The organism is Mucilaginibacter sp. 3215 (assembly GCF_050433785.1).
GTDB lineage: Bacteria > Bacteroidota > Bacteroidia > Sphingobacteriales > Sphingobacteriaceae > Mucilaginibacter.
The window spans coordinates 474,218-494,582 of the sequence record NZ_JBNPWO010000003.1; the positions used below are offsets into that span (position 1 = coordinate 474,218).

9 protein-coding genes are annotated in these 20,365 nt (G+C 45.2%); all 9 read right to left on the bottom strand.

Annotation, left to right across the window (positions count from 1 at the left end; genetic code table 11):
- Positions 1–12: 12 nt before the first annotated feature.
- Complete coding sequence (locus ABIC84_RS08320) at positions 13–2,775, bottom strand: family 78 glycoside hydrolase catalytic domain (RefSeq protein WP_429263284.1); 2,763 nt, start codon at positions 2,773–2,775, stop codon at positions 13–15.
- A gap of 9 nt (positions 2,776–2,784) precedes the next feature.
- On the bottom strand, positions 2,785–6,519 hold the full coding sequence (locus ABIC84_RS08325; RefSeq protein ID WP_429263285.1) for a malectin domain-containing carbohydrate-binding protein: 3,735 nt from the start codon (positions 6,517–6,519) through the stop codon (positions 2,785–2,787).
- A gap of 125 nt (positions 6,520–6,644) precedes the next feature.
- Positions 6,645–9,452 (bottom strand): glycosyl hydrolase family 95 catalytic domain-containing protein, encoded by a 2,808-nt coding sequence (locus ABIC84_RS08330; RefSeq protein WP_429263286.1) that lies wholly within the window; start codon positions 9,450–9,452, stop codon positions 6,645–6,647.
- A gap of 5 nt (positions 9,453–9,457) precedes the next feature.
- A complete protein-coding gene (locus ABIC84_RS08335) occupies positions 9,458–12,214 on the bottom strand; it encodes an alpha-d-galacturonidase (RefSeq protein WP_429263287.1) in 2,757 nt (918 codons plus the stop codon).
- Positions 12,215–12,435: 221 nt separating this feature from the next.
- Positions 12,436–13,983, bottom strand: a complete 1,548-nt coding sequence (locus ABIC84_RS08340) for an MGH1-like glycoside hydrolase domain-containing protein (protein WP_429263288.1) — start codon at positions 13,981–13,983, stop codon at positions 12,436–12,438.
- Positions 13,984–13,986: 3 nt separating this feature from the next.
- Positions 13,987–15,000 carry a zinc-binding alcohol dehydrogenase family protein gene (locus ABIC84_RS08345; protein WP_429263289.1) on the bottom strand — a complete coding sequence of 338 codons (1,014 nt, stop codon included), beginning with the start codon at positions 14,998–15,000 and terminating at the stop codon, positions 13,987–13,989.
- A gap of 278 nt (positions 15,001–15,278) precedes the next feature.
- Positions 15,279–16,931 carry a UxaA family hydrolase gene (locus tag ABIC84_RS08350; RefSeq protein ID WP_429263290.1) on the bottom strand — a complete coding sequence of 551 codons (1,653 nt, stop codon included), beginning with the start codon at positions 16,929–16,931 and terminating at the stop codon, positions 15,279–15,281.
- A gap of 12 nt (positions 16,932–16,943) precedes the next feature.
- Positions 16,944–18,437, bottom strand: coding sequence for a tagaturonate reductase (locus ABIC84_RS08355; RefSeq protein WP_429263291.1), 1,494 nt, complete (start codon positions 18,435–18,437; stop codon positions 16,944–16,946).
- A 24-nt stretch (positions 18,438–18,461) separates the two neighbouring features.
- Complete coding sequence (locus tag ABIC84_RS08360) at positions 18,462–20,363, bottom strand: glycoside hydrolase family 88/105 protein (protein ID WP_429263292.1); 1,902 nt, start codon at positions 20,361–20,363, stop codon at positions 18,462–18,464.
- Positions 20,364–20,365: the final 2 nt, after the last annotated feature.

Here is a 20,365-nt window from a genome sequence, read left to right on the forward strand (position 1 = left end):
TTAGTTTTAATATTATTTGGCGATAAATGTGTAATTACCCGATCCCACCTTGATTTCTGCTTTTCCATCGTGATAGCCGATAAATTTGATATCATGGCGGGTTTTGATATTTTGCCCGTCTATCGTAATAACTGCGTTATTTTTTACTGGCAAAAAGACACTTGCGATAGTATTTGCGGGGATTTTCACTTCTAATTTAAACTGCCCCTGGCCCTTCGTCCAGCTACTTAAAATATTGCCATAGGGCGATTGGTAATTAGCCTTAGCCCAGGTTACATTGCCCACAGTTTCGGGCCTGATCTCGATTTTATTAAATGCGATGGCATCATCTGCCGGGCGGATCCCGGCCAGGCCGCTGTAAAACCACTCCATCAGGTGCCCCAACATAAAGTGGTTGTTGGATACCGAAGGCAATGCCGCCCATGATTCGGTTAAGGCAGTGGCACCGTGAGCCAGCTGGTAACCATAGCCCGGTACATCCGCACGACTGTTCATATCGTAGATCACATCCGAAAGGCCTTCGTCATCCAGCACACGCAACAGGTAACGATAACCGATGTCCCCTGCGGTAAGGGCATTGCCACGGCCGCGGATATCTTTTACAATGTTGTTAACCACGGCAGTTTTGTATCGCGGCTCAACCAATCCGGCATAAAACGACATGGCATTAGCAGCCTGACTGCCTGTACCATATTGTTTGGTATCAATATTAAAAAACGTTTGGTTGTAAGCCTGCTTTACTTCAGCAGCCAGTTTTTTATATGACGCGGCATCATCATTTTTGCCAAGCAGGGTTGCTATTTTTCCGGCGATATTAAGGTCATAGTAATAGAGCGAAGTTGCCGTAATTCCTTGTGGTGTTAACTGCGAAACGCCGGGTGGTTTGGGGCCGAGGTCATACCAATCGCCCAGGCCCTGGTACAACAAATGATTTTGTGATTTTTTATCGAGATAGGCCAGGTACCGTTTGATCATATCATAGTTTTGCGCAAGCACTTCCTTATCGCCATACCACTGGTACACATACCATGGCAAAATCACCGCGTTGCTCCCCCACTCGGGCGAGTCGCGGAAGGGCTCATCAAACTTTACATATTCGGGTGAGATCTCGGGGATCAATCCATCCTCTGTTTGGGAAATGCGCATATCATTAATACACTTGCGTGCCAGGCCCACGATATCATAATTGTAATGCAGGGAGCTGCCGACTAAATGCGCTTCTTCCAGCCAGCCCAGTTTTTCGCGGTGAGGACAATCGGTAAATACGCTTGCCATGTTGCTTTTCATGGCCCAGTCAATCAGTTTAAACGTTTTGTTAAACAGCTCATTTGAGCTGGCAAAGCTTCCCACCGTTTCAGCTGAGTTACGGGTGTGCAATCCTTTGATATCAATAATTACAGGCTGTTGTTGGGCATTGGTTTCATCTTGCGGAACAGCACCCTGCACCTGCAAATACCTGAAACCGTAATAAGTAAACAGGGGATGCCAGGTTTCAATACCATCGCCCTTCAACACATAATCATAATAATGCGGACTGCCCGAGGCTTTTTGATTGGCGCTGCCATCCTCATTTACCAGTTCGGCGGGGATAATGCGCACAGTATCCCCTTTTTTACCCAGAAGACTAATCTGTGGGATTCCTGAAAAATTTTGACCCAAATCATAGATCCATGCGCCATTAGCCAGTTGCTTTTTACTTCGAGGCTTCAACACCTGCATGATCTTCAAAGGCTCCGCCATTTGCGCGCTCAGGCCGGGTATGCCGTCAACCTTGACCACATTGCGCCATTTAGAATCATCAAAGTTGTTGGTATCCCAGCCCGGTTGTTCCAAATTGGCATTATAATCCTCACCTCCATAAATACTGCTGAAAGTAACCGGCGAGGGTGCGGTTTTCCATGAACCATCACTCACCACATTGTCTATCTTTCCATTGTCATACTCCAATATTAAACGACAGATCATTTTAGGATAGCCAAAAGCACCGGTAAGCTTGCGGTAACGCCTATCCCGCGGGATGTAATAAAATCCATTGCCCAGCATTACGCCTATGGTATTTTTTCCGGCGGTAAGCTGCTTAGTTACATCAAAAGGCACATATAGTGCCTGTTTATCATATTTTGTCCACCCGGGATCAAGGAAATGATCGTCCACTTTCTTACCGTTCAGGTTCAGCTCAAAATGACCTAACCCGCACAAATAAAGCGTGGCTTCTTTCAATTTGGCCTCAACATTAAAAGCCTTGCGCATTAAAGGCAAAACATCATTGGCCACTCCCAGTTTTTTTGGTCCTTTACCATGATAAAACGGCACAATAGCAGAAGAATCCGGTAATTTATCATAGGCAATCCAGTCGGCACCGTTCCAGTCTCTTTTTGTAAGCAAGCCCATTTGCCAGCTGGCGGTATTGCTCCATGCCGACGCTTTACCATGGTTGTCCCAAACCATTACCTTCCAGTAATAAGCTTTGGCTGCCTGCATAGGTTTACCAATGCACGAAACCTGTAGCGACGCGTTTGAAAGTACCTTGCCCGAATCCCAGATATCAGCATTGTTGCTTGCCAGTTTAGCCACGTCACCGGCAACCAAAACCCTGTAAGCGGTTTGCATGGTGTTACGGGTATCGCTTTGTATTTGCCAGCTTAGCTTTGGCTTAAGCGATTCGATACCCAACGGATTGGTTTTGTACTCGCATTGCAGGTTTAAAACCTTCAGGCTTTGCGCAAAAGCGCCGAAGGGCAGTAACAAAAACAGCAGGCTGATACTTTTTTTCATGTTAATGTTTTATTGCATTTCGATACCCGAAACAGCCAACCCATCAGCCTTAATGCCCGTGATTACCAGCTTATAATTACCCGCGTTGATACTTGTGCCTGTATTGGTTGCAACCGTGCCCGATTTATTTTTGGCAACCGGTTTAAAACTCAGTTGTTCCTCCTTCATCACCGTTCCATCGGCGGCCAGTAATTGCATGTTTGCTGTAAAAGTTTGATTGCTCTGGTTATAATATTTTATGCGCAAGGCATACAGATCGGCAACACCCGGTGTTAACGCGAATGATATACTGCCGCCCGCCCTGTTGCTAAATTTAATTACTTTTTTTCCGTTCAGGGTGTCGGCTTTTAAGCCCTCGCCTTTTAATTCAGCCGTCTCTGCTTTGTAGCTTACGGTTTTACGAAGATCAGTAGCCGGTTGCAACGAGGTAACAGGCAGCACCACCACGGTGTACATGAACCTGCCTTTACTTTCGCCTAAAGTGACTACATCAGCTTTTTTGAAACGTTTCCTGTAAACGGGTAACTGATGCCCTCCATCGGCATCCGTTTTTACAAATAAGCCGGTGTTTTCATAATTGACAATCCAGGATGGTCTTTGCAAGTCGGGTACATCCATGGCAACATAAACATCGGCATCAGCATTTAAAGTAAACGAACAGGTTTGAGCCTGATTTGAATTAGCTGTACTTATCCAATCCGCACCATAAAATATTGGAGGCAGATCATTAAAAGTTACCCCGGCATCAGTATATTGTTTTTGGCCGATATCCATCCAGCTTTTTATTATCCATTTATTATTGCCCTGTAATTGGCCGATTATTCCATTACCTGCCTGTTGTGGTTTTACTGTTTTATTTAAAGTACTGATGGCTATAGCTGATATAATTGCTTCACCGGCCGCTGCGTTCGGAAAAGATATAGTTAGCATCCCGCCCGTAACATGGGCAACGATATTTTTCTTAAGCGCTTTAGCATATCCTGCTTCTTTCCAGATATCCAGATTGCGGATCATGGTTTTGCCATTCAGAGCTACATCAAACAAACGCCAGCCTGAACAATCCATCCCGCCGCCTGTGCCATACCAGAGCTCGGTAAAATATAGATCGATACGATAATCACCATCAGGTACCGGGAAATTAAATTTAAGTTTATCTAAACCATACCGAAAAGTCTGGAACAAAGCCCCATCGGCCGTGTTGCTGATCCTGTCGAAAGTGCGTTGCTGACTGGCAAAGAACTGAGGCATTCCGGGGTAATTGTCCGTCCATGATGTGGAGCCGGGTTCTTGTTTATTATCCTGATGCCTGTCGGCCATCCAGGTGTTGCCGTAGGTATCGGTGTAATCCGGTCCGCCGCAATTGAGACGGTACAAATAGTTGTAACCAGCTTCGGGTTTCAGGATAGCGGGATTCTCTTTTGGCAAATGAGGTGCTTGTGGCAGATGGTTTAACATGATCTCATCATGCGTTACCGGCTTGCCATTAACATATCCTACGGCGTACAGCACATTGTATTTGATATCTGCGCCAAGCCATTGAAAATGCGTGCCGATACCCTGTCGTTTTCGTATGCCTAAGGACTCATGGTTGAGATCATTAAAAAGCTCAACCTCGTCGCAGTTTGAATAAACAATGATACTATCCTTTTTCCCCGGAGTAAGCCAGCGGCTTGGCCAGGTGTGTGATACGATATAAACCATCGGCTCCTTATCCTTTGGTACATAATTGGCCCTGTACATGTAAAACGCATCGGTTGGCTGCCCCCAAGGTGTAAACAAACCTTTATAGTTAACAGGGCCAACCCTATCCAGTTCCCGCTGCCCTTCGCCGCCTTGTGTGCGACCAGGGTTTTCATGCGAATAGAGCAGCCACTGAAAATGCCCCACAACCTGATCTTTTACAGACCCGGCCAGGCGGACTTTAGTTTCCATCAATTGGGTCATGCGGTCTTCACTCAGGGGGCCGTTTGCATTGAAAGGGCCTTCGGTATGTAAACCTAAACTACGCCATGCGCCGTACTCCCCCACTAAAATTTGTTTTTTCAAGTCATCGCCGTAGGTGAGCGGATTACCTCCGTAAGTGCCTGTCCAGTTTTGGGGCACGTCCCAATCGGTGCCTTCTCCGCCGTTGCAGGTTGTTATTTTCCGTTGCGATGAGGCTGTGGGGTCAAGCTTGCGAATGAGATCGCTACATTCCCGGGCAAAATCGGCAGGTAATTTACTTTCGTTTTGTAAGCCCCATAATATAACTGAAGGACTGTTGCGCCGTTCCTTTACCCAATCAACCAGTAAAGCTTTGTAATTGGCCCTGAACTCCGGCGAATCATACCAGATATGTGCCGAATATTGCGGCCACCATAAAATGCTTAGCTTATCCCAATACTGCTGATAGGCGAGGTTATGAGGCTGATGAGCATCCCGAAAAGCATTAAAACCAGCTGCTTTTACCTGCATTACCCTGGCTTTGATCTCCTCGGCTTCAAAAGCCTGACTTTTACCCATCAGGTGTTCATACTCAGCAATGCCATTGATAAAAACAGGCTTGCCATTGAGATAAAAACGATTGTCCTTATTATTTCTGCCAATTGGCCAGCTAATCCACCGGATACCGTAAGAGGTTTGAGTTCTGTCAAACAATTTTCCATCGGTCCAAATTTCCGTTACTACATGATACAGGTAAGATTTTTCTAATGACCATAGTTGCACGTTTTTAACATCGGAAAATTGTTGACTTACCGTATTAACCTCACCGGCTTTTAATATTTTTTTTGCTTTTGCTTGCGCGATAGTTTTGCCAGCGGCATCAATCAGGTTGTTTGTCACGGTTATTGCAAACGGCTTACCGCTGTAGTTTTTAACTTCAGTTTCGAGATAAAGCGTAGTCGATTTTTCACGGACGGTGGTATCATTCCAGATATGTACACCAAAAGGCTCAATCCTGGCGGCATTTGTGACCATCAAATGCACCGGCCTGAAAATCCCCATCGGCTGCGAACCCTCCGAAAAACCCGGATCATCAGAGCAGGCGCCGCAAACCCAGGGCAGATCTTTAATAAATGAAGGATGATCGGCCCTAACGCATAACAGGTTTAGTTTGGCTGCTTTGATAGCATCCGTTACATCAATGGTAAAAGATGTGCGTCCGCCGGCGTGGTAGCCTACCTGCTTGCCGTTGAGCCAAACAGTAGCGTATGAGCCCACACCTTCAAACCACAGGAAATAGCGCTTATCATTTTGCTTGTTTTCAAGCCTGAATATTTTACGATACCATGCAGAGCCATGCCGGTTGCCATGTTTCAGGCGGCGATAGCCTCCGTAGGTGTCCCAGTTATGAGGAACATTTACTGTTTGCCATTGTGCATCATTAAAACCGGCTTGCTCAAAACCGGCATTCGCTTTTGGGTTGTTATCATCGGCAATACTTTTCCAGTTGGTATTTAATGAGATATCATTACGCTGTGCAAGAAGGGAACTATGAGAAAAAAGGAGCAAAAACAGCAGCGAGGCGATCAGTTTTAAAAAAGAGAAACATATGCCGCTACTCCCCTCACGAGCTACTGTGCGTACACATCTTTTCAAAAAAAGTAAAATGTCATTTCGATAGAGCTGGGGCAGGCTAAGAGGTGGAGCGAAAGAGAAATCTTTTACATCTGGCTGTACAACCATATCTGTAAAAGCTGGGCGTAGAAGATTTCTCCTCACCTCCCACGCATAAATCCCATCCTGGTTCGTTCGAAATGACATTTTTTCTATTAATGATAAAATTAAAAAGGTATGTCGGTAGCTCTTAAGGAGGAATCACACAATCCCAAAACAGATTGTTCTTTTCCAGTAATCTCTCTGTGATATTTTTGAGTTTCACCCATCTTTTATAATTGTTTCAGATCGGCGTCAAAGCGATAGCTTTTACCTTTTTGAGTTTCGACATCTATGGTCTTTCCGCCATAATTTAAGCGACAGGTCTTACCCAGTTTGGAAAGCACCCGCACATTTTTCAAGCGCACATTTTGCCATTCAAAATCAAGTACAAAACCACCTCTTGCGCAAATACCTTTGATGCTACCTTGCGGTAATGCAGTTGGCAAAGCTGGAAGCAGTTCAATAACATCACCCTGACTTTGTAAAAGCATTTCGGCCAAACCTGCGGCGCCGCCAAAATTTCCATCAATTTGGAACGGCGGGTGTGCATCGAACAGGTTATGGTAAACGCCGCCTTTCTCCTTACCCGAGGTTACATCCGCGGGCAACAGCAGTTTGCTTAGCATCAAATAAGCATGATCCCCCTCGTGCATCCGCGCCCAGATGTTTACTTTCCAGGCGATACTCCAGCCAGTGCCTTCATCGCGGCGGTATTTCATAGATTGTTCGGCAGCCTTCAACAGCTCGGGAGTTTTAAGCGAGATCTCAGTGCCGGGATAGACACCCCACATATGCGAAACATGACGATGTGTATCCGTAGTATCGTCCTTATCTTCCAGCCATTCCTGTAACTGGCCGTATCTGCCGATTTTATTAGGTGCTATCTGGCTGTATTTGAATTTGAGTGTATCGGCGAAAGCCTTATCAATATTCAACACTTTGGCAGCTTCGATACAGTTTTTAAACAGGTCGCGAATGATCTGGTGATCCATTGTTGGCCCTGCAACCAAACCCCCGTGCTCCGGTGAGTTAGATGGCGTGCTGATGAGGTAGCCTGACTTAGGATCTTTCACTAAAAAGTGCACAAAGAACTCGGCTGCACCCTTCATTTCGGGGTATGCCCGCTTTTGCAGAAACTCTTTATCGCCGGTATACAAATAATGTTCCCAAAGCTGATGGCAAAGCCAGGCAGCTCCGCTCACCCAAATGCCGTGATTGGAAGCATTGACAGGGGCAGCTCCGCGCCATAAATCTGTATTGTGATGCAGTACCCAACCCGGAGCACCGTAATGCTCAACCGCGGTTTCATGCCCGGTTCTGGAAAGGTCATCAACGATGCTAAAAAACGGCTGACTGCAAGCCGATAGGTTAAGTACCTCAGCAGGCCAGTAGTTCATTTCGAGGTTTATATTGGTGGTGAACTTACTACCCCACGGCGGCGTAAGCAGGTTATTCCATAGCCCTTGCAAATTTGCAGGACCACCGCCTGGTCGGGATGAGGAGATCAGCAAATACCTACCATATTGCGCGTACAGACTGATAAATGAAGGATCGGGCGACTGGCCAAATTTCAGGATCCTTTCATCCGTTGGCAGTTCCGCATTTTCTCCCTTGCCTAAATCGATGGAAAACGTATCGAAATATTTTTGATAATCTCTGATGTGAGCAGCTTTGATACTTGCATAACTCTTAATGGCTATAGCTGTGATTTGTTTTTTGCAGATGGCCTCCGGATTACCCGATACATCATGATAGTTTTTAAAATTGGTTGCCGCTGTAAGGTAAAATGTGGCTTCATTAGCTCCGGTAACCGATATATCTTTAGAATCCACTACAACCTTACCACCCGCCGCCTGTACATTTAGATAGCTTACGCCACGCAAAACACCATCTTTTACTTTTAAAGATAGCGCAAGGGTATGATTATCAACTTTGCGGGTAAAGTAATTTTTATGCAGACTACTTAGCAAAGCTTTGAGTGTAATTTTACCGGGTTTATCGGCAGTTAAATGCACTGCCATCACCTGATCCGGAGCACTGCTGAAATATTCGCGGGTGTAAGTAACATCATCCACTTTATAGCTCACATGGGAGGTGGCATTATTAAGATCAAGATCGCGTTTATAGTCCGTAACCTCTTGTTTTGGAAATTGCAGGTACAGATCGGCAAAGGGTTGATAATCGGCATTGTAGCGGGGATATGCGGGTGGGTTATCATCCTGTATAAAATATTTCCACTGACCGGCCAAACTAATCGCATCGCTTCCATTTCCGTCGGGATAAACCGATAAAGTTTTAGCATTGCTGGTAAATCCACCTTTATCGTAAAAATTAACTACCTGTACAGCGATCCTGTTTTCGCCGATATGTACCTTATCAGAAGGGATAATGTATTTCCTGTAAGCGTTACCCGATGTTGTGCCGATGTAATCTCCGTTAAGCCAGGTCCGGTCTATATCACGTATCCTGCCTAAACTAATTACGATATTTTTCCCTTTCCAACCGGAAGGAATATTAAAATGCTTAATAAACCAAACTGCTCCATCCAAACCTTCAAAACCGGGTGTTATTTCCCAACCCTGTTCAATTGGCAAATTGATAGTTCTGAGGTTATTATCATGAAATAACTCGTCTTGCGTTAAATGGTATGAGCTCATCATATTGAACCATTTCGCCGAATCAACCGCATAAGTTGCTTCATTGCTCTTCATCCCCATAAAATGCTGCTGGGCCATGGCTTCTGCTTCGGCCTGCTTACCTTCGGCGAGGAGTTTGCGGATAGGTTCCAGATATTTCACGGCGCCTTTGCGGTTATAGTCGCGCGGGCCGCCTGTCCATAAGCTTTGTTCGTTGTATTGGATATGGTCTTCGGTAACGCCGCCGTAAATCATGCCCCCAATGCGGCCATTGCCAATGGGTAAAGCGTCTGTCCATTTTTGAGCGGGTTGTTTATACCAAAGCTTAAGGGGCTGCTGGGCAAAAGCCTGTACAACCTCAAGAATGAATATTACAATAAATAAGCTCCTTCTGCTACTCATAGATCTCAGTTAAAAAGCCAGCGTAAATCTTTGATATTACCTTCGTTGCTCAGGCCAGCGTCATATACAGGCACATTGGCGTCAGCATCAACAATGCCTAAAACCAAGGCCGCACCTTTACCTAAAGTAAGCGTATTTGAACCTGCTTTAAAGGTATAAGTATGAATATTTACCGGCGGCAAGCCATCAATTTGAATGGCATTGGCAATCTTGATATCTGCCTGGCCATAATCATTGGCACTTGCATCTGTTTCCAGTTGTGGTTCCTGCAGGTATTGAGGCATTTTACTGTTGAAAAAACCAACCAGCACCTTCACCGGTCTATCATTTTTAAAGCTGATTGTTGTTCCATTCTTTTGCTGATCAGCCTTAGATAATTTGACACCTTTTAAACCGGCCAGTTCTTTCGCGATATTTTTGATTGCTACTGATGTATCGGCAAATACCACTTCTCCTGAATTTACCTGATAACTGCTACTGCTACTATTTTCAAACTTCACAGGTGCATCTTTCAAAACCGCCACCTCCTTTTGCTTTTGCTGTGTTTGAGGCGATTTCAGCGAATCGATATTGCGTTTAAAGTTGTCCAGTTCCTTTTGGTAAACCGGCAAAAGCTCGGCCCAGGTTTTCATTTTGGCATCATTGCCCCCTACCGGGATTTTGCGCTGCTTCGTTTGCATGCTATTGGCATACAGATAAGTATTTTCGGTTAGTTTTACCAGTTGCTTATAGTAATCCAAACTGGTTTGCAGCTCGGGTAAAGCCTTTTCCAGATCGGCGACATTATCCGAATATTTATAACGAAGTACCCACAAAGCAGCTTTTGCCTTGTAAGCATAGCTATTGGCCATTGCGTTATAGCAATACATATCATTTTTTAAGCGGGCAAACTCGGCTTTATCTTTACTAATTTTCGCAGATGCTTCGTCGATAGCCTCCACCGCTTCTTTTCCTTGCTGTATTACACTATCGATAACCTTAACCGGTGTTTCGCCTATGTGCGGCTGGTGTTTCCATTCTCTTTCAGCATATTCACTCATCATTTCGCCAACGGGCCCTTCAGAATTATATAACAGCGAAAACAAACCATATTTTTCAGGATTTACCAGCTGGCTCATCAGCATGCCCAAGGTCATGGTTTGGCGGTTGCCATCAGTGATGCCGAAACGGCGCAACAACTCGGGCGAGATATTGCCTGATTGTTCATAAGCTCTTAAAATTGCTTCGCCATGAACCTGATCGCAGCCATACTTATCGGCCAATTGCTTTGCCCAATAGCTTATTTCGCCGACCCTTTCCCTTTTGCTATCCCAGGCATAGCGCGACCATGCCTTGTACCAGATCCAATCCCTCTCTAATTGCAACAGGCGCTTACCATCCGTTTTATCTGCTGTATAAGGCCAATCCCAGTACGACGCCTGCGGATACAGGTGCAGGGCATTTGCTCCATAAACAGTATGCATGGCCTGCACACATTTCTGAATAAAATCGGCCGAGCCATAGCGAAAAGGCTCCAGGTTGGCAAGGATATGCACATTTTCTATCTGCACGGTACCGATATTACTCAAAGTACGATGCAGATCAGCCCAGGGACCATGTGGTTCATAAGTAGTAAGCGCCTCGCCGTTGTATTTGGCCATGGTGTACAGATTGTGATATAAAGGTTTGGCGTATTTCATCACTGTGGGCGCATCGGTATCATGCGCACGGAGCACAATCGGCGGCTCATCCGTGCGACCGAGGGCTTTTAACCCATCTTTTACACCCGGAATGATGGTTTGTGTAAACCAGTCGATATCATCCTGACCCGCACCTTCCATAGCCTCGCCCAGTGTAATCAACAATCCAACGTGAGGGTATTTTTGTACAAAAGCAGCAATAGATTTACGGGTATAATCGGCAATAATGGGTACAATGTGACGGTTCCTGTCCTGCGTTTTCAGGTTATTTTTTTCGGCGAAGGGTTTGGAGACGATGATGTTATAAAAACCCTGAATAAGCCAGATGCCACGTTTATCAGCTTCTTCGGCCAAAAAACTGTAGATCTCTTCATTTTTTTTGAAAGTAGCATCATCAACCTCAACAGCGTAAGGATATTCCTTTACCCGTACCAGCGAGGCAAAAGGGTGACCGTTCCACAAATACAACGAGTTCATTCGGTTATGCGCCAACGAATCCAGATAACGGATCCACAAAGCTTTATCATAAAACCATGGGAAATTTTGCGGCGTGTATGGGTACTCATAAGTACCCCGACCGGGAAGTAGCGCAGGCTTTTGCACCCCAATACAGGTACCCCGCAAAACCATTTCGGGCTGATCATGGAGGTTGATATTTACGGGAAGCTTGTTATTTAAATTGATCCTATCCGCCAGTTCAAGACAGCCATAAAGCGCACCTGAATTATCGGCACCTGCTATCAGGAGTTTATTTTTAAGGCCGCTATCACTGATGATAAAGCCCTCTTTTCGGGGTTGACTATTTGCAGCAGCCGCGAATTTCTTAACCGGAGCATCGGTAAGCAGCCCAATAACTATTGCGCTACCGGAAGGCATTGCGCCTTTATAAGTTTGTTCAGTAACTGAATATCCCGCATGCTGTAAAGCCTGAATCAACTTTTGTACGCCATAGCTTATCCTTGCATGATGCTTAGATAAGGTAACAATGGTGACTTTTTTTGACTTTCCCTGTGCGTTTAAATTTGAATGAAAACAAGAGATTAATATAAGCAACAGCAGCAGGCAACGGTTAAACATCTTCATTTTCATTGGTATTTAGACAGGCGTACGCAGAGCCGGTTTTCAATATTTGAAGCGAATTAGCTTCTTAAACCTACTCTTTAGTTTTGAACTTAATTGGTTGTATAGTATTCAAAAATATCAGTACGCTACTGCAATTTCATCTGATATTTTCTCTATCTACTATACGATATTATCATCATTAAAGCCAACAAGCCAATAAAAGGGAGAAAATGAGTCAGGATTTAACCCGGGAGTTTCACCAGTACATGTTTCAGTTGCGTACTCCGGGATATTGCCTTACCATCGGCATAAATGATAAAACCTTTGCCTTTGTGATATTTAGTACCGGTTTTATCCCAAACTACGCTGATAGTATGCCCGTGATAAAGCACATTATCCAGCGCAAACCATTTCCATTGGTTTTGGGGGATGAGCGGGAAAATTTCCAGCATATTGTCTTCACGAGGTTTCAGGCCAACGAGATTGTTGATGATCAAATCGCAAAAACCGGAGTGGTTGTAATAGCTGCTTCTTGGGTTATCCCCTTTAAGCCAGTAACCTGTTTTTTCATCCTGGTACTCACCCAAATAAGGCAGTCCGCGTTTGATGTGCGAAAGAGCATATTTATGCAGTTCATTATAAAAAATACCGGGTGTCATAGCGCCTTTATTTTGATAAGCCGTAAGCAGGTTAGCCAGGCCCTTTAATGTTTGCGTAGTGGCAAAAGGCCATACCGCACCGTCCCACTCGCAGCCGTGCCCGGTACCATGGGTACGGAATAAAGGGTGCCTGCGTTCGGCAGTGGTAATGCCCCATGGAGCGTTAAAACCTTTGATATCGGTTAGTTGATCCCATTGTTTGGCATAAACAGGTTTATCATCGGGCAGGTTAAAATACCAGGGGATAAAGCCCAATTCCTCGCGGGCGTTGGCAAAATGCCCGTCGGGTTTACGTACTTCAAAAAAGAATGCGCTGTCGTTCCACAAACTATCCTGCACCAGTTTTTTTAGGTCGATAGCTTTTTGTGTGTATTTTGTTTTTAGTGAATCATTGCCGGTTAGGGCCGCCATTTTTGATAGCGCCACAGCATTGCCATACATGTAGCTGTTAATAGTAGGCCGGATGTTTTTTATTTTGCGCCCCCCGCTGATACTTTCCTCCATCGCGTCGCGCACGTCGAACTGCCAGAACAATTTGGAAGGCAGCTGTTTTTCCTTTTCCCAAACATAATAATCAGTATTAAGCAAAGGCAAGGCTTGTTCAACAAATTTTCTATTAAGGTTTACGAGGTAATAATTGTAAACCGCGTCATCTATCCAACTGCTGAACGCATGCAAATGGGGCTTCTTTTGCTTAGGATCAACATATAGCCAAAAGTTGATATACTGATTGATGTACTGCGGATCGTGCAGCCAGCGTCCCTCATAAATTTGGTGGCCAAGGGCACTGCTCGAACTGTTGTAAACCCCGGTAAAGCTAACCGGGGTTATAAATTCGGTAAAAATGAAGCCATCGGGTGTTTGTTTCAGATGTTTCCTGAATGTCCACCAGCGGTAGTAATAGATCTTTTGAATGGCCGAATCCGGACACTCAAACAAGGGCACATTTTTGGCAAGCCATTCGTAAGCACGATCGTTGTTGATGTAGTTTTTTACCGTTTCGGTATCTGTTTTGTTGAAGCTATTGACATAGGTTTTCAGTTTATCAAAACCCAACACATGCTTTTGCTGCGCAAAAGCACTACCTATCATGCAAAAAAACAGCCCGGTAAAAAACGTCTTTTTTATCATCACCTATACCTCTACAATAGCTTTAATGACGCCATTTGCCGGGCTCAGCCAGCTTTCAAACTGATCTTTTACTTCATCAAAAGTTACCCTGTGGGTAATATAAGTTTGCGGGTTTACCAAACCATTTTTCATGGAAAGTATCACGTGTTCAAAATCCTCGCGGGTAGCGTTGCGACTGCTCATCAGCGTGCTTTCGCGTTTATGAAACTCGGGGTGACTTACAATAAGTTCGTCTCGTTGTAAACCAACCAACACATACCTGCCGCCATGCGCCAGGTACAAAAACGCGCCGTTTATAGCCTTTTGATTGCCGGTAGCATCAATCACCACGGTAGGCATATCGCCATTGGTGATCTCTTTCAGGCGCTCATTCACATCTTCGTTTTTTACGTTGATGGTATAATCAACCTTCAAATTTTCTCTGCAAAAATTAAGACGCTGTTCGTTCACATCGGCAGCAATGACTTTTGCTCCGGCAATACGGGCAAATTCCATAATACCTAAGCCGATTGGGCCTGCACCAATAACCAGTACAAATTCACCCGGCTTTACATCGGCCCGTCGTACCCCGTGAGCACCAATAGCAAGGGGCTCAACCAAGGCCAGTTCGTCAAAGCTCAAACCTTCGCCATGAACCAATAAATGTGATGGTACCTGCAGGTATTCGGCCATGCCGCCATCCGTATGTACACCACAAACCTGGATATTTACACAACAATTTGGTTTGCCCGAGCGGCAAGCGATACAATGCCCGCAATTGAAATACGGAATAAAAGTAACAGCCTCACCTTTTTCAAAACCTTCGGCATCGCCAGCTTCAACCAGTTCGGCAGCAAGTTCGTGGCCTAAAATTCGTGGATAGCTAAAAAATGGCTGAGTACCTTCAAAGGCATGCAGATCGGTACCGCAAATGCCTATACGTTTTATTTTGAGAAGTGCATTACCCGGTTTTAATTGGGGTACATCAGCAGTGCCATAATCCAATTGACCGGGTGTTGTACAGGTTAGTATTTTCATTGGTGTTAAGTTAGTAGTACTAAGTCTGAAGTTAAATTCAACTTTTTATACTTAGAAACTATTTTAAAATATATTCATTGCCGTTGGTTTTAACCAACGGTAAAAGCTAAAAGTCCTGGCTTTAGCCCAATTATACAAGCGAATTTAGGCTAAAGTCCTCTTATTGCTACACATTATTCCGTTGGTTAAAACCAAGGGCTATGATTTTATCTGTCTGTAAACTATATTCAATAAATTCAAGCCACTCTCAGAACTTATGAATTGAGACTTTTATCTTTTTACAACGAAACTCCTCTTTTCCAGGGAATAAAATCATCCTGACCGTGTCGTACAGCATGAACTTCAATTTCGCCGCTGGCTACTTTTATCACGTAGTCCAGAATGCGTTCGCCTGCCTGTTCAATGGTTTCGTCACCTTCTACAATAGTACCGGTATTGATATCGATAATATCGCTCATTCGGTTAAATAATGCAGTATTAGTGGCGATCTTTACAACCGGAGCTATTGGATTGCCGGTTGGCGTACCTAAACCGGTAGTAAACAATACGATATTAGCGCCCGACCCAACTTCGGCCGTGGTTGATTCCACATCGTTACCCGGGGTACACAACAGGTTTAGCCCCGGCTGTGTTACTTTTTCGGGATAATCCAGCACATCCGCAACCGGCGATGTGCCGCCTTTTTTGGCTGCCCCGGCAGATTTGATGGCATCAGTGATCAGGCCATCTTTAATATTACCCGGCGACGGGTTCATGTAAAAACCAGAACCTGCTTCTTCGGCACGTTGGCTATAGGTGCGTACCAGATCCGCGAAACGCTCGGCCTTAGTTTTATCCAAACAACGGTCAATCAGGTTTTGTTCCACACCGCAAAGTTCTGGAAACTCGGCTAAAATAACCGAACCGCCCATAGCTACCAGCAGATCGGAAGTATAACCAATAGCCGGGTTTGCCGAAATGCCCGAAAAACCATCCGAACCACCGCACTCTAAACCAATAGTTAGTTTGCTCAAGGGAGCAGGTTTACGTGCAGACTGATTTGCCTGCATCAAGCCTGCAAGCGTTTGCCTGATAGCCAGTTCCATCAAATCAGCCTCTTTACCTGTTTTCTGCTGATCTAAAATGTAAAGTGGTTTGTTAAACTCCGGCGAGCGTTTATTGATCTCCTCCTGCAAGGTCTTCACTTCGGCATTCTGGCAGCCAAGACTTAAAACCGTAGCCCCGGCAACGTTAGGGTGCGTTATATAACCGGCCAGCAAACCGCAAAGGGCAGTTGAATCCTGGCGGGTCCCCCCGCAACCACCTGTATGCGTTAGAAATTTAATCCCATCAACATTAGGGAAAACTTTATTACCAGCATTTTGAGCGGTGTCACTGCCTATTTCGGTATATAAAACCTCGTCTATCTCGGCGCCTGCTTTGATCTTACCGATCAACTCCTGCGCTTTGATCTCATACGTTTTTTTGCGGCCATAACCCAGTGGTTTTACCAACGCTTCCTGCAATACTTCAATATTTCGGTTTTCGCAAAAAACCATCGGTATTACCAGCCAATAGTTCGCAGTACCTACACTGCCGTCTCCGCGGTGATAGCCGTTGAATGTTTTGCCTTCCCATTTACTGATATCAGGCCTGTGCCAATCAGTATGGCTCTGGCCCGTTAAAAAGCTGTTTGCCGCATGTTTTACATTGGCGGTACTAAGCAACCCTCCTACCGGGATCAGGCTTTGCGCTTTGCCCACCAGTACGCCATACATGATAATTTCGCCGCCTTCGGGAATTTCGACAACAGCGAATTTATGCTTCGCCGGGATCAACTCTTTTACTGTATAAGTTTCGCCCTTGTAGGTAACCTGTTCATTGGCCTGCAAATCGGTAAGCGCTACAAGCACATTATCGGCAGGGTGTACTTTTAATATATTCTGTTTCATCTGTCCTCCTATTTAAATGGCGCTTATTTCCAGTTTTCCCTGTTCGTTAATAAGCTTAAACTGTGCTGTCACTGCTTCTGTAAAGCCGGGTAACGTTGTCAGATCGGTATCCCAAAGGCTTTTATTTTTAAGGATAGCTGCAATCGCTGTTTCTGCATCAACGCCGTTCCATGCTTTGCTTAAATTAGGTGCCTGGTCGTCAGTTATCGCATAGCTATCCGAATGGGCCGTTCCGGTATATTTACCATCTGCCGTCTCGGTTATCTGCATAAAGCGGATAAAAGCTGCAAAACCGAGGGCCATCATTTGAGGCGCCTTATTGTTTTGTTTGTAATAATTCAACAATAACGGAATAACCCGCATTTTAATTTTAGTGGCGTACTGCACCGAAATGCTCAGCCACTCATGCCTGATGTTGGGGTTGCGGAACCTGTCGAGCACCTTGTTACCAAAATCACGGGCTACATCTTCATCAATCTGGTATGGGATAGATGGCATAATCTCAGTAAACATCAGTTGAGTGATGAATTTGGTGAAATGCGCATCGTCCATGGCTTCCTTAACTGTTTTAAAGCCTGAAAGATAAGCTACGGCGCAACTCAAGGTATGCGTACCATTAAGCAGGCGGAGTTTCAATTCCCTGAACAGTTCAATATCAGGCGTAATTACAACACCGTTATCAGCCTGGGCAAAAGATAGCACTTTGGCTATTTTCTCATCGCCCTGGATAGCCCAAAGACTGTAGGTTTCGGACATGATACTGAGGTTATCGGTATAACCACGCTCGGTTTCCATGGCGTCAGTTAACTGCTGATCCGGCCTGCCGGGCACAATCCTGTCCACCAGCGAATTGCAGAAACTATTGCTGCTCTCCAGCCAGTCCATAAAGGCGGGCTCCAGTTTATTCAGGTGGGCAAGTTCCAATACTATGGCTTCCAGCTTTTTACCGTTGTCAATGATCAGTTCGGTTGGGATGATCACCAAACCGGTATCGGGCCTTCCGTTAAATGCCCTGTATCGTTCATATAAAATAGCCAGCAATTTGCCGGGGAATGATGCCGGCGGATGTTTACGTACATCTTCCTTCACCAATTGGATGCCAACCTCGGTTGTATTGGAGATCACTATTTGTAAATCTTTGCTGCGCGCTATCTCCAGGATCTCTTCCCACTCGCCTGAGGCTGAAAGCACCCGGCTGATCGCCGAACAGATCACCTGCTCATTAACTTCTTCGCCGTTTTCAATCCCCTTTGAATAAATGGTGTACAAACCATCCTGCATATCAAAATCGGTAGTTGAGCCTTTATCGGTTGATTTAACAACTGCCACCCTGCCATTAAAAATGCCGGCACGGTTAGCCTTGTCGATAAAATAATCGGGCAGGCCGCGCAACAGTACGCCGGTACCAAATTGCAGTACCTTTTCGGGCAAGTCAAATACGTTAGCAGGAGGTAATTCTGCCGCCGGTACGGTTGTTTTGTTGAGGTTATATCTTGATAATATCATGTTCTTTTGAATTGTAATAAGTTACTATTTTTTTGTTTGAAGAATTTGTTTCACCAGCCAGCTTACCAAATCGTTGGCTGCTTTAAAATTGTCATAGTCGGGCGGCAGTTTCCGGCCATCTGTATATTCATTATAAAACCAGGGATCGCCAACGGCAAACACAGTGCCTTTACCATATTTAGCGGTAGCCACAATGATGTCTTTGCCGTTAGTTAACCGCGGTACAGCGGGCTTAGTTAGCTGCAGGGTACTCAACTCTTTGATATAGACCTTACGCGCTGTTTTAAAGATGGAATTATCCGAAGGGATGTTTATAGCTCCCTGCTCAAAATTGCGGCCGACCACCCTGTTAACACTATTTAGGTTAAAGCTGATACCAAACTTGGCCATCAGTTTGTTCAGGTGCGTAAATTCGGCATTACCGGTATCGTTGTTTAAAACAACCAGTACACCGCCGTTTTTAACCCAGGCACTGATCGATTTAATATGTGGTTCTTCGATATATTTAGCGTCCGGGTTTTCTTTAGGAATATCAGGATCAACAATAATATAAGCAGCCGCTTTTTTCAGATTGACATCATCAGGTGCTTCGTTTAAAGTTTGGGTATGTAATCCGTGGTTATTAAAGATCTCCCCGAAAAACGAAAATCCATTATTATCCTGTTCCTCCCACTTGTAGTGGAACGGGATGTTTTTACCGGTAACATCTTTATGATATTCGTTATTAAAATAGCTATCTAAAAGTACGGTTTTGCCTTTACCTGCATTCAGATCGGCTAAACGTTCCATCTCTACACTGGCCAGCATAAATGAACCAACACCTTTGGTTTCATTGGTGACAGTCTTTACCCCGGTATAGTATTCGTAACTGCCATCGCGATATGGTTCGCCGCCTACGCCTACGGCACCTGCCGTGCCTTTCAGGTTTACCTGTCCATCGGCATCGGTTTCAATAAAGTTTTTGATGATGCCATCATAAGCCTTTCGGGCAGCAGGCAAATAGTTTTGAGGCAGATAGCCTTCTCTTACACCTTTAGCCAACGTATACACAAACATGCACGAAGCCGATGCTTCCAGGTAATTACCTTTTTTGTTACCCTTGTCGAGCACCTGGCACCACAAACCCGTGCCCTGGTCCTGGCAAGCTTGTATAGCCACCGCAAGGCGCTTTAAAATGGCAACGAGTGCCGCTCGTTTAGGATGATTGGCCGGGAAATACGACAGCACATCAACCAGTGCCATAGCGTACCAGCCATCGGCACGGGCCCATAAACTGGCCGAAAGACCGGTTTGCGGGTTAGCCCAGCGTTCTTTTTTGCTCTGATCCCAGGCATGATATAACAACCCTGTTTTAGCATCGCGCGCATGCTGCTCCATCCAGATAAACTGATCGGCTATCTGATCAAAGTCCGCATCCTCATGGTAAACGGAAGCATATTCGGCATAAAAAGGCTCGGCCATGTACAAGCCATCGAGCCACATCTGATTAGTATATCTTTTTTTATGCCAGAAACCACCTTCGGGTGTTTTTGGTTGTTCGTCCAACTGTTTGCGAAGTAACGAAGCAGCTTTGTAGTATTTTTCAGTACCTAATACTTGTTGCAAAAACAACAGGCTCCGGCCGGAAAGGATATTATCTAAAGTATAATCTTTAGCCTTGTAAGTGCGGATGGTTCCATCTGCCCCCACATACCTGTCTATCGATTTCTGGATGTAAGTAAAATATTCACTCTGGGCCGATTGCTGCCAAACGCTTTGCAGCCCCTGCAAAACAATCCCCTGGTCATACGACCAGTTGGCGCCCGGTAACGAATCTGCCCAGATATGCATAGCCGTGTTAGCCATCCGCTGTGACCATGGCAGCGTTTGCGCCCTTAGCCCCAGGCCCGCGAACAGGAAAGCACATAACAATAATATTTTCTTCATTA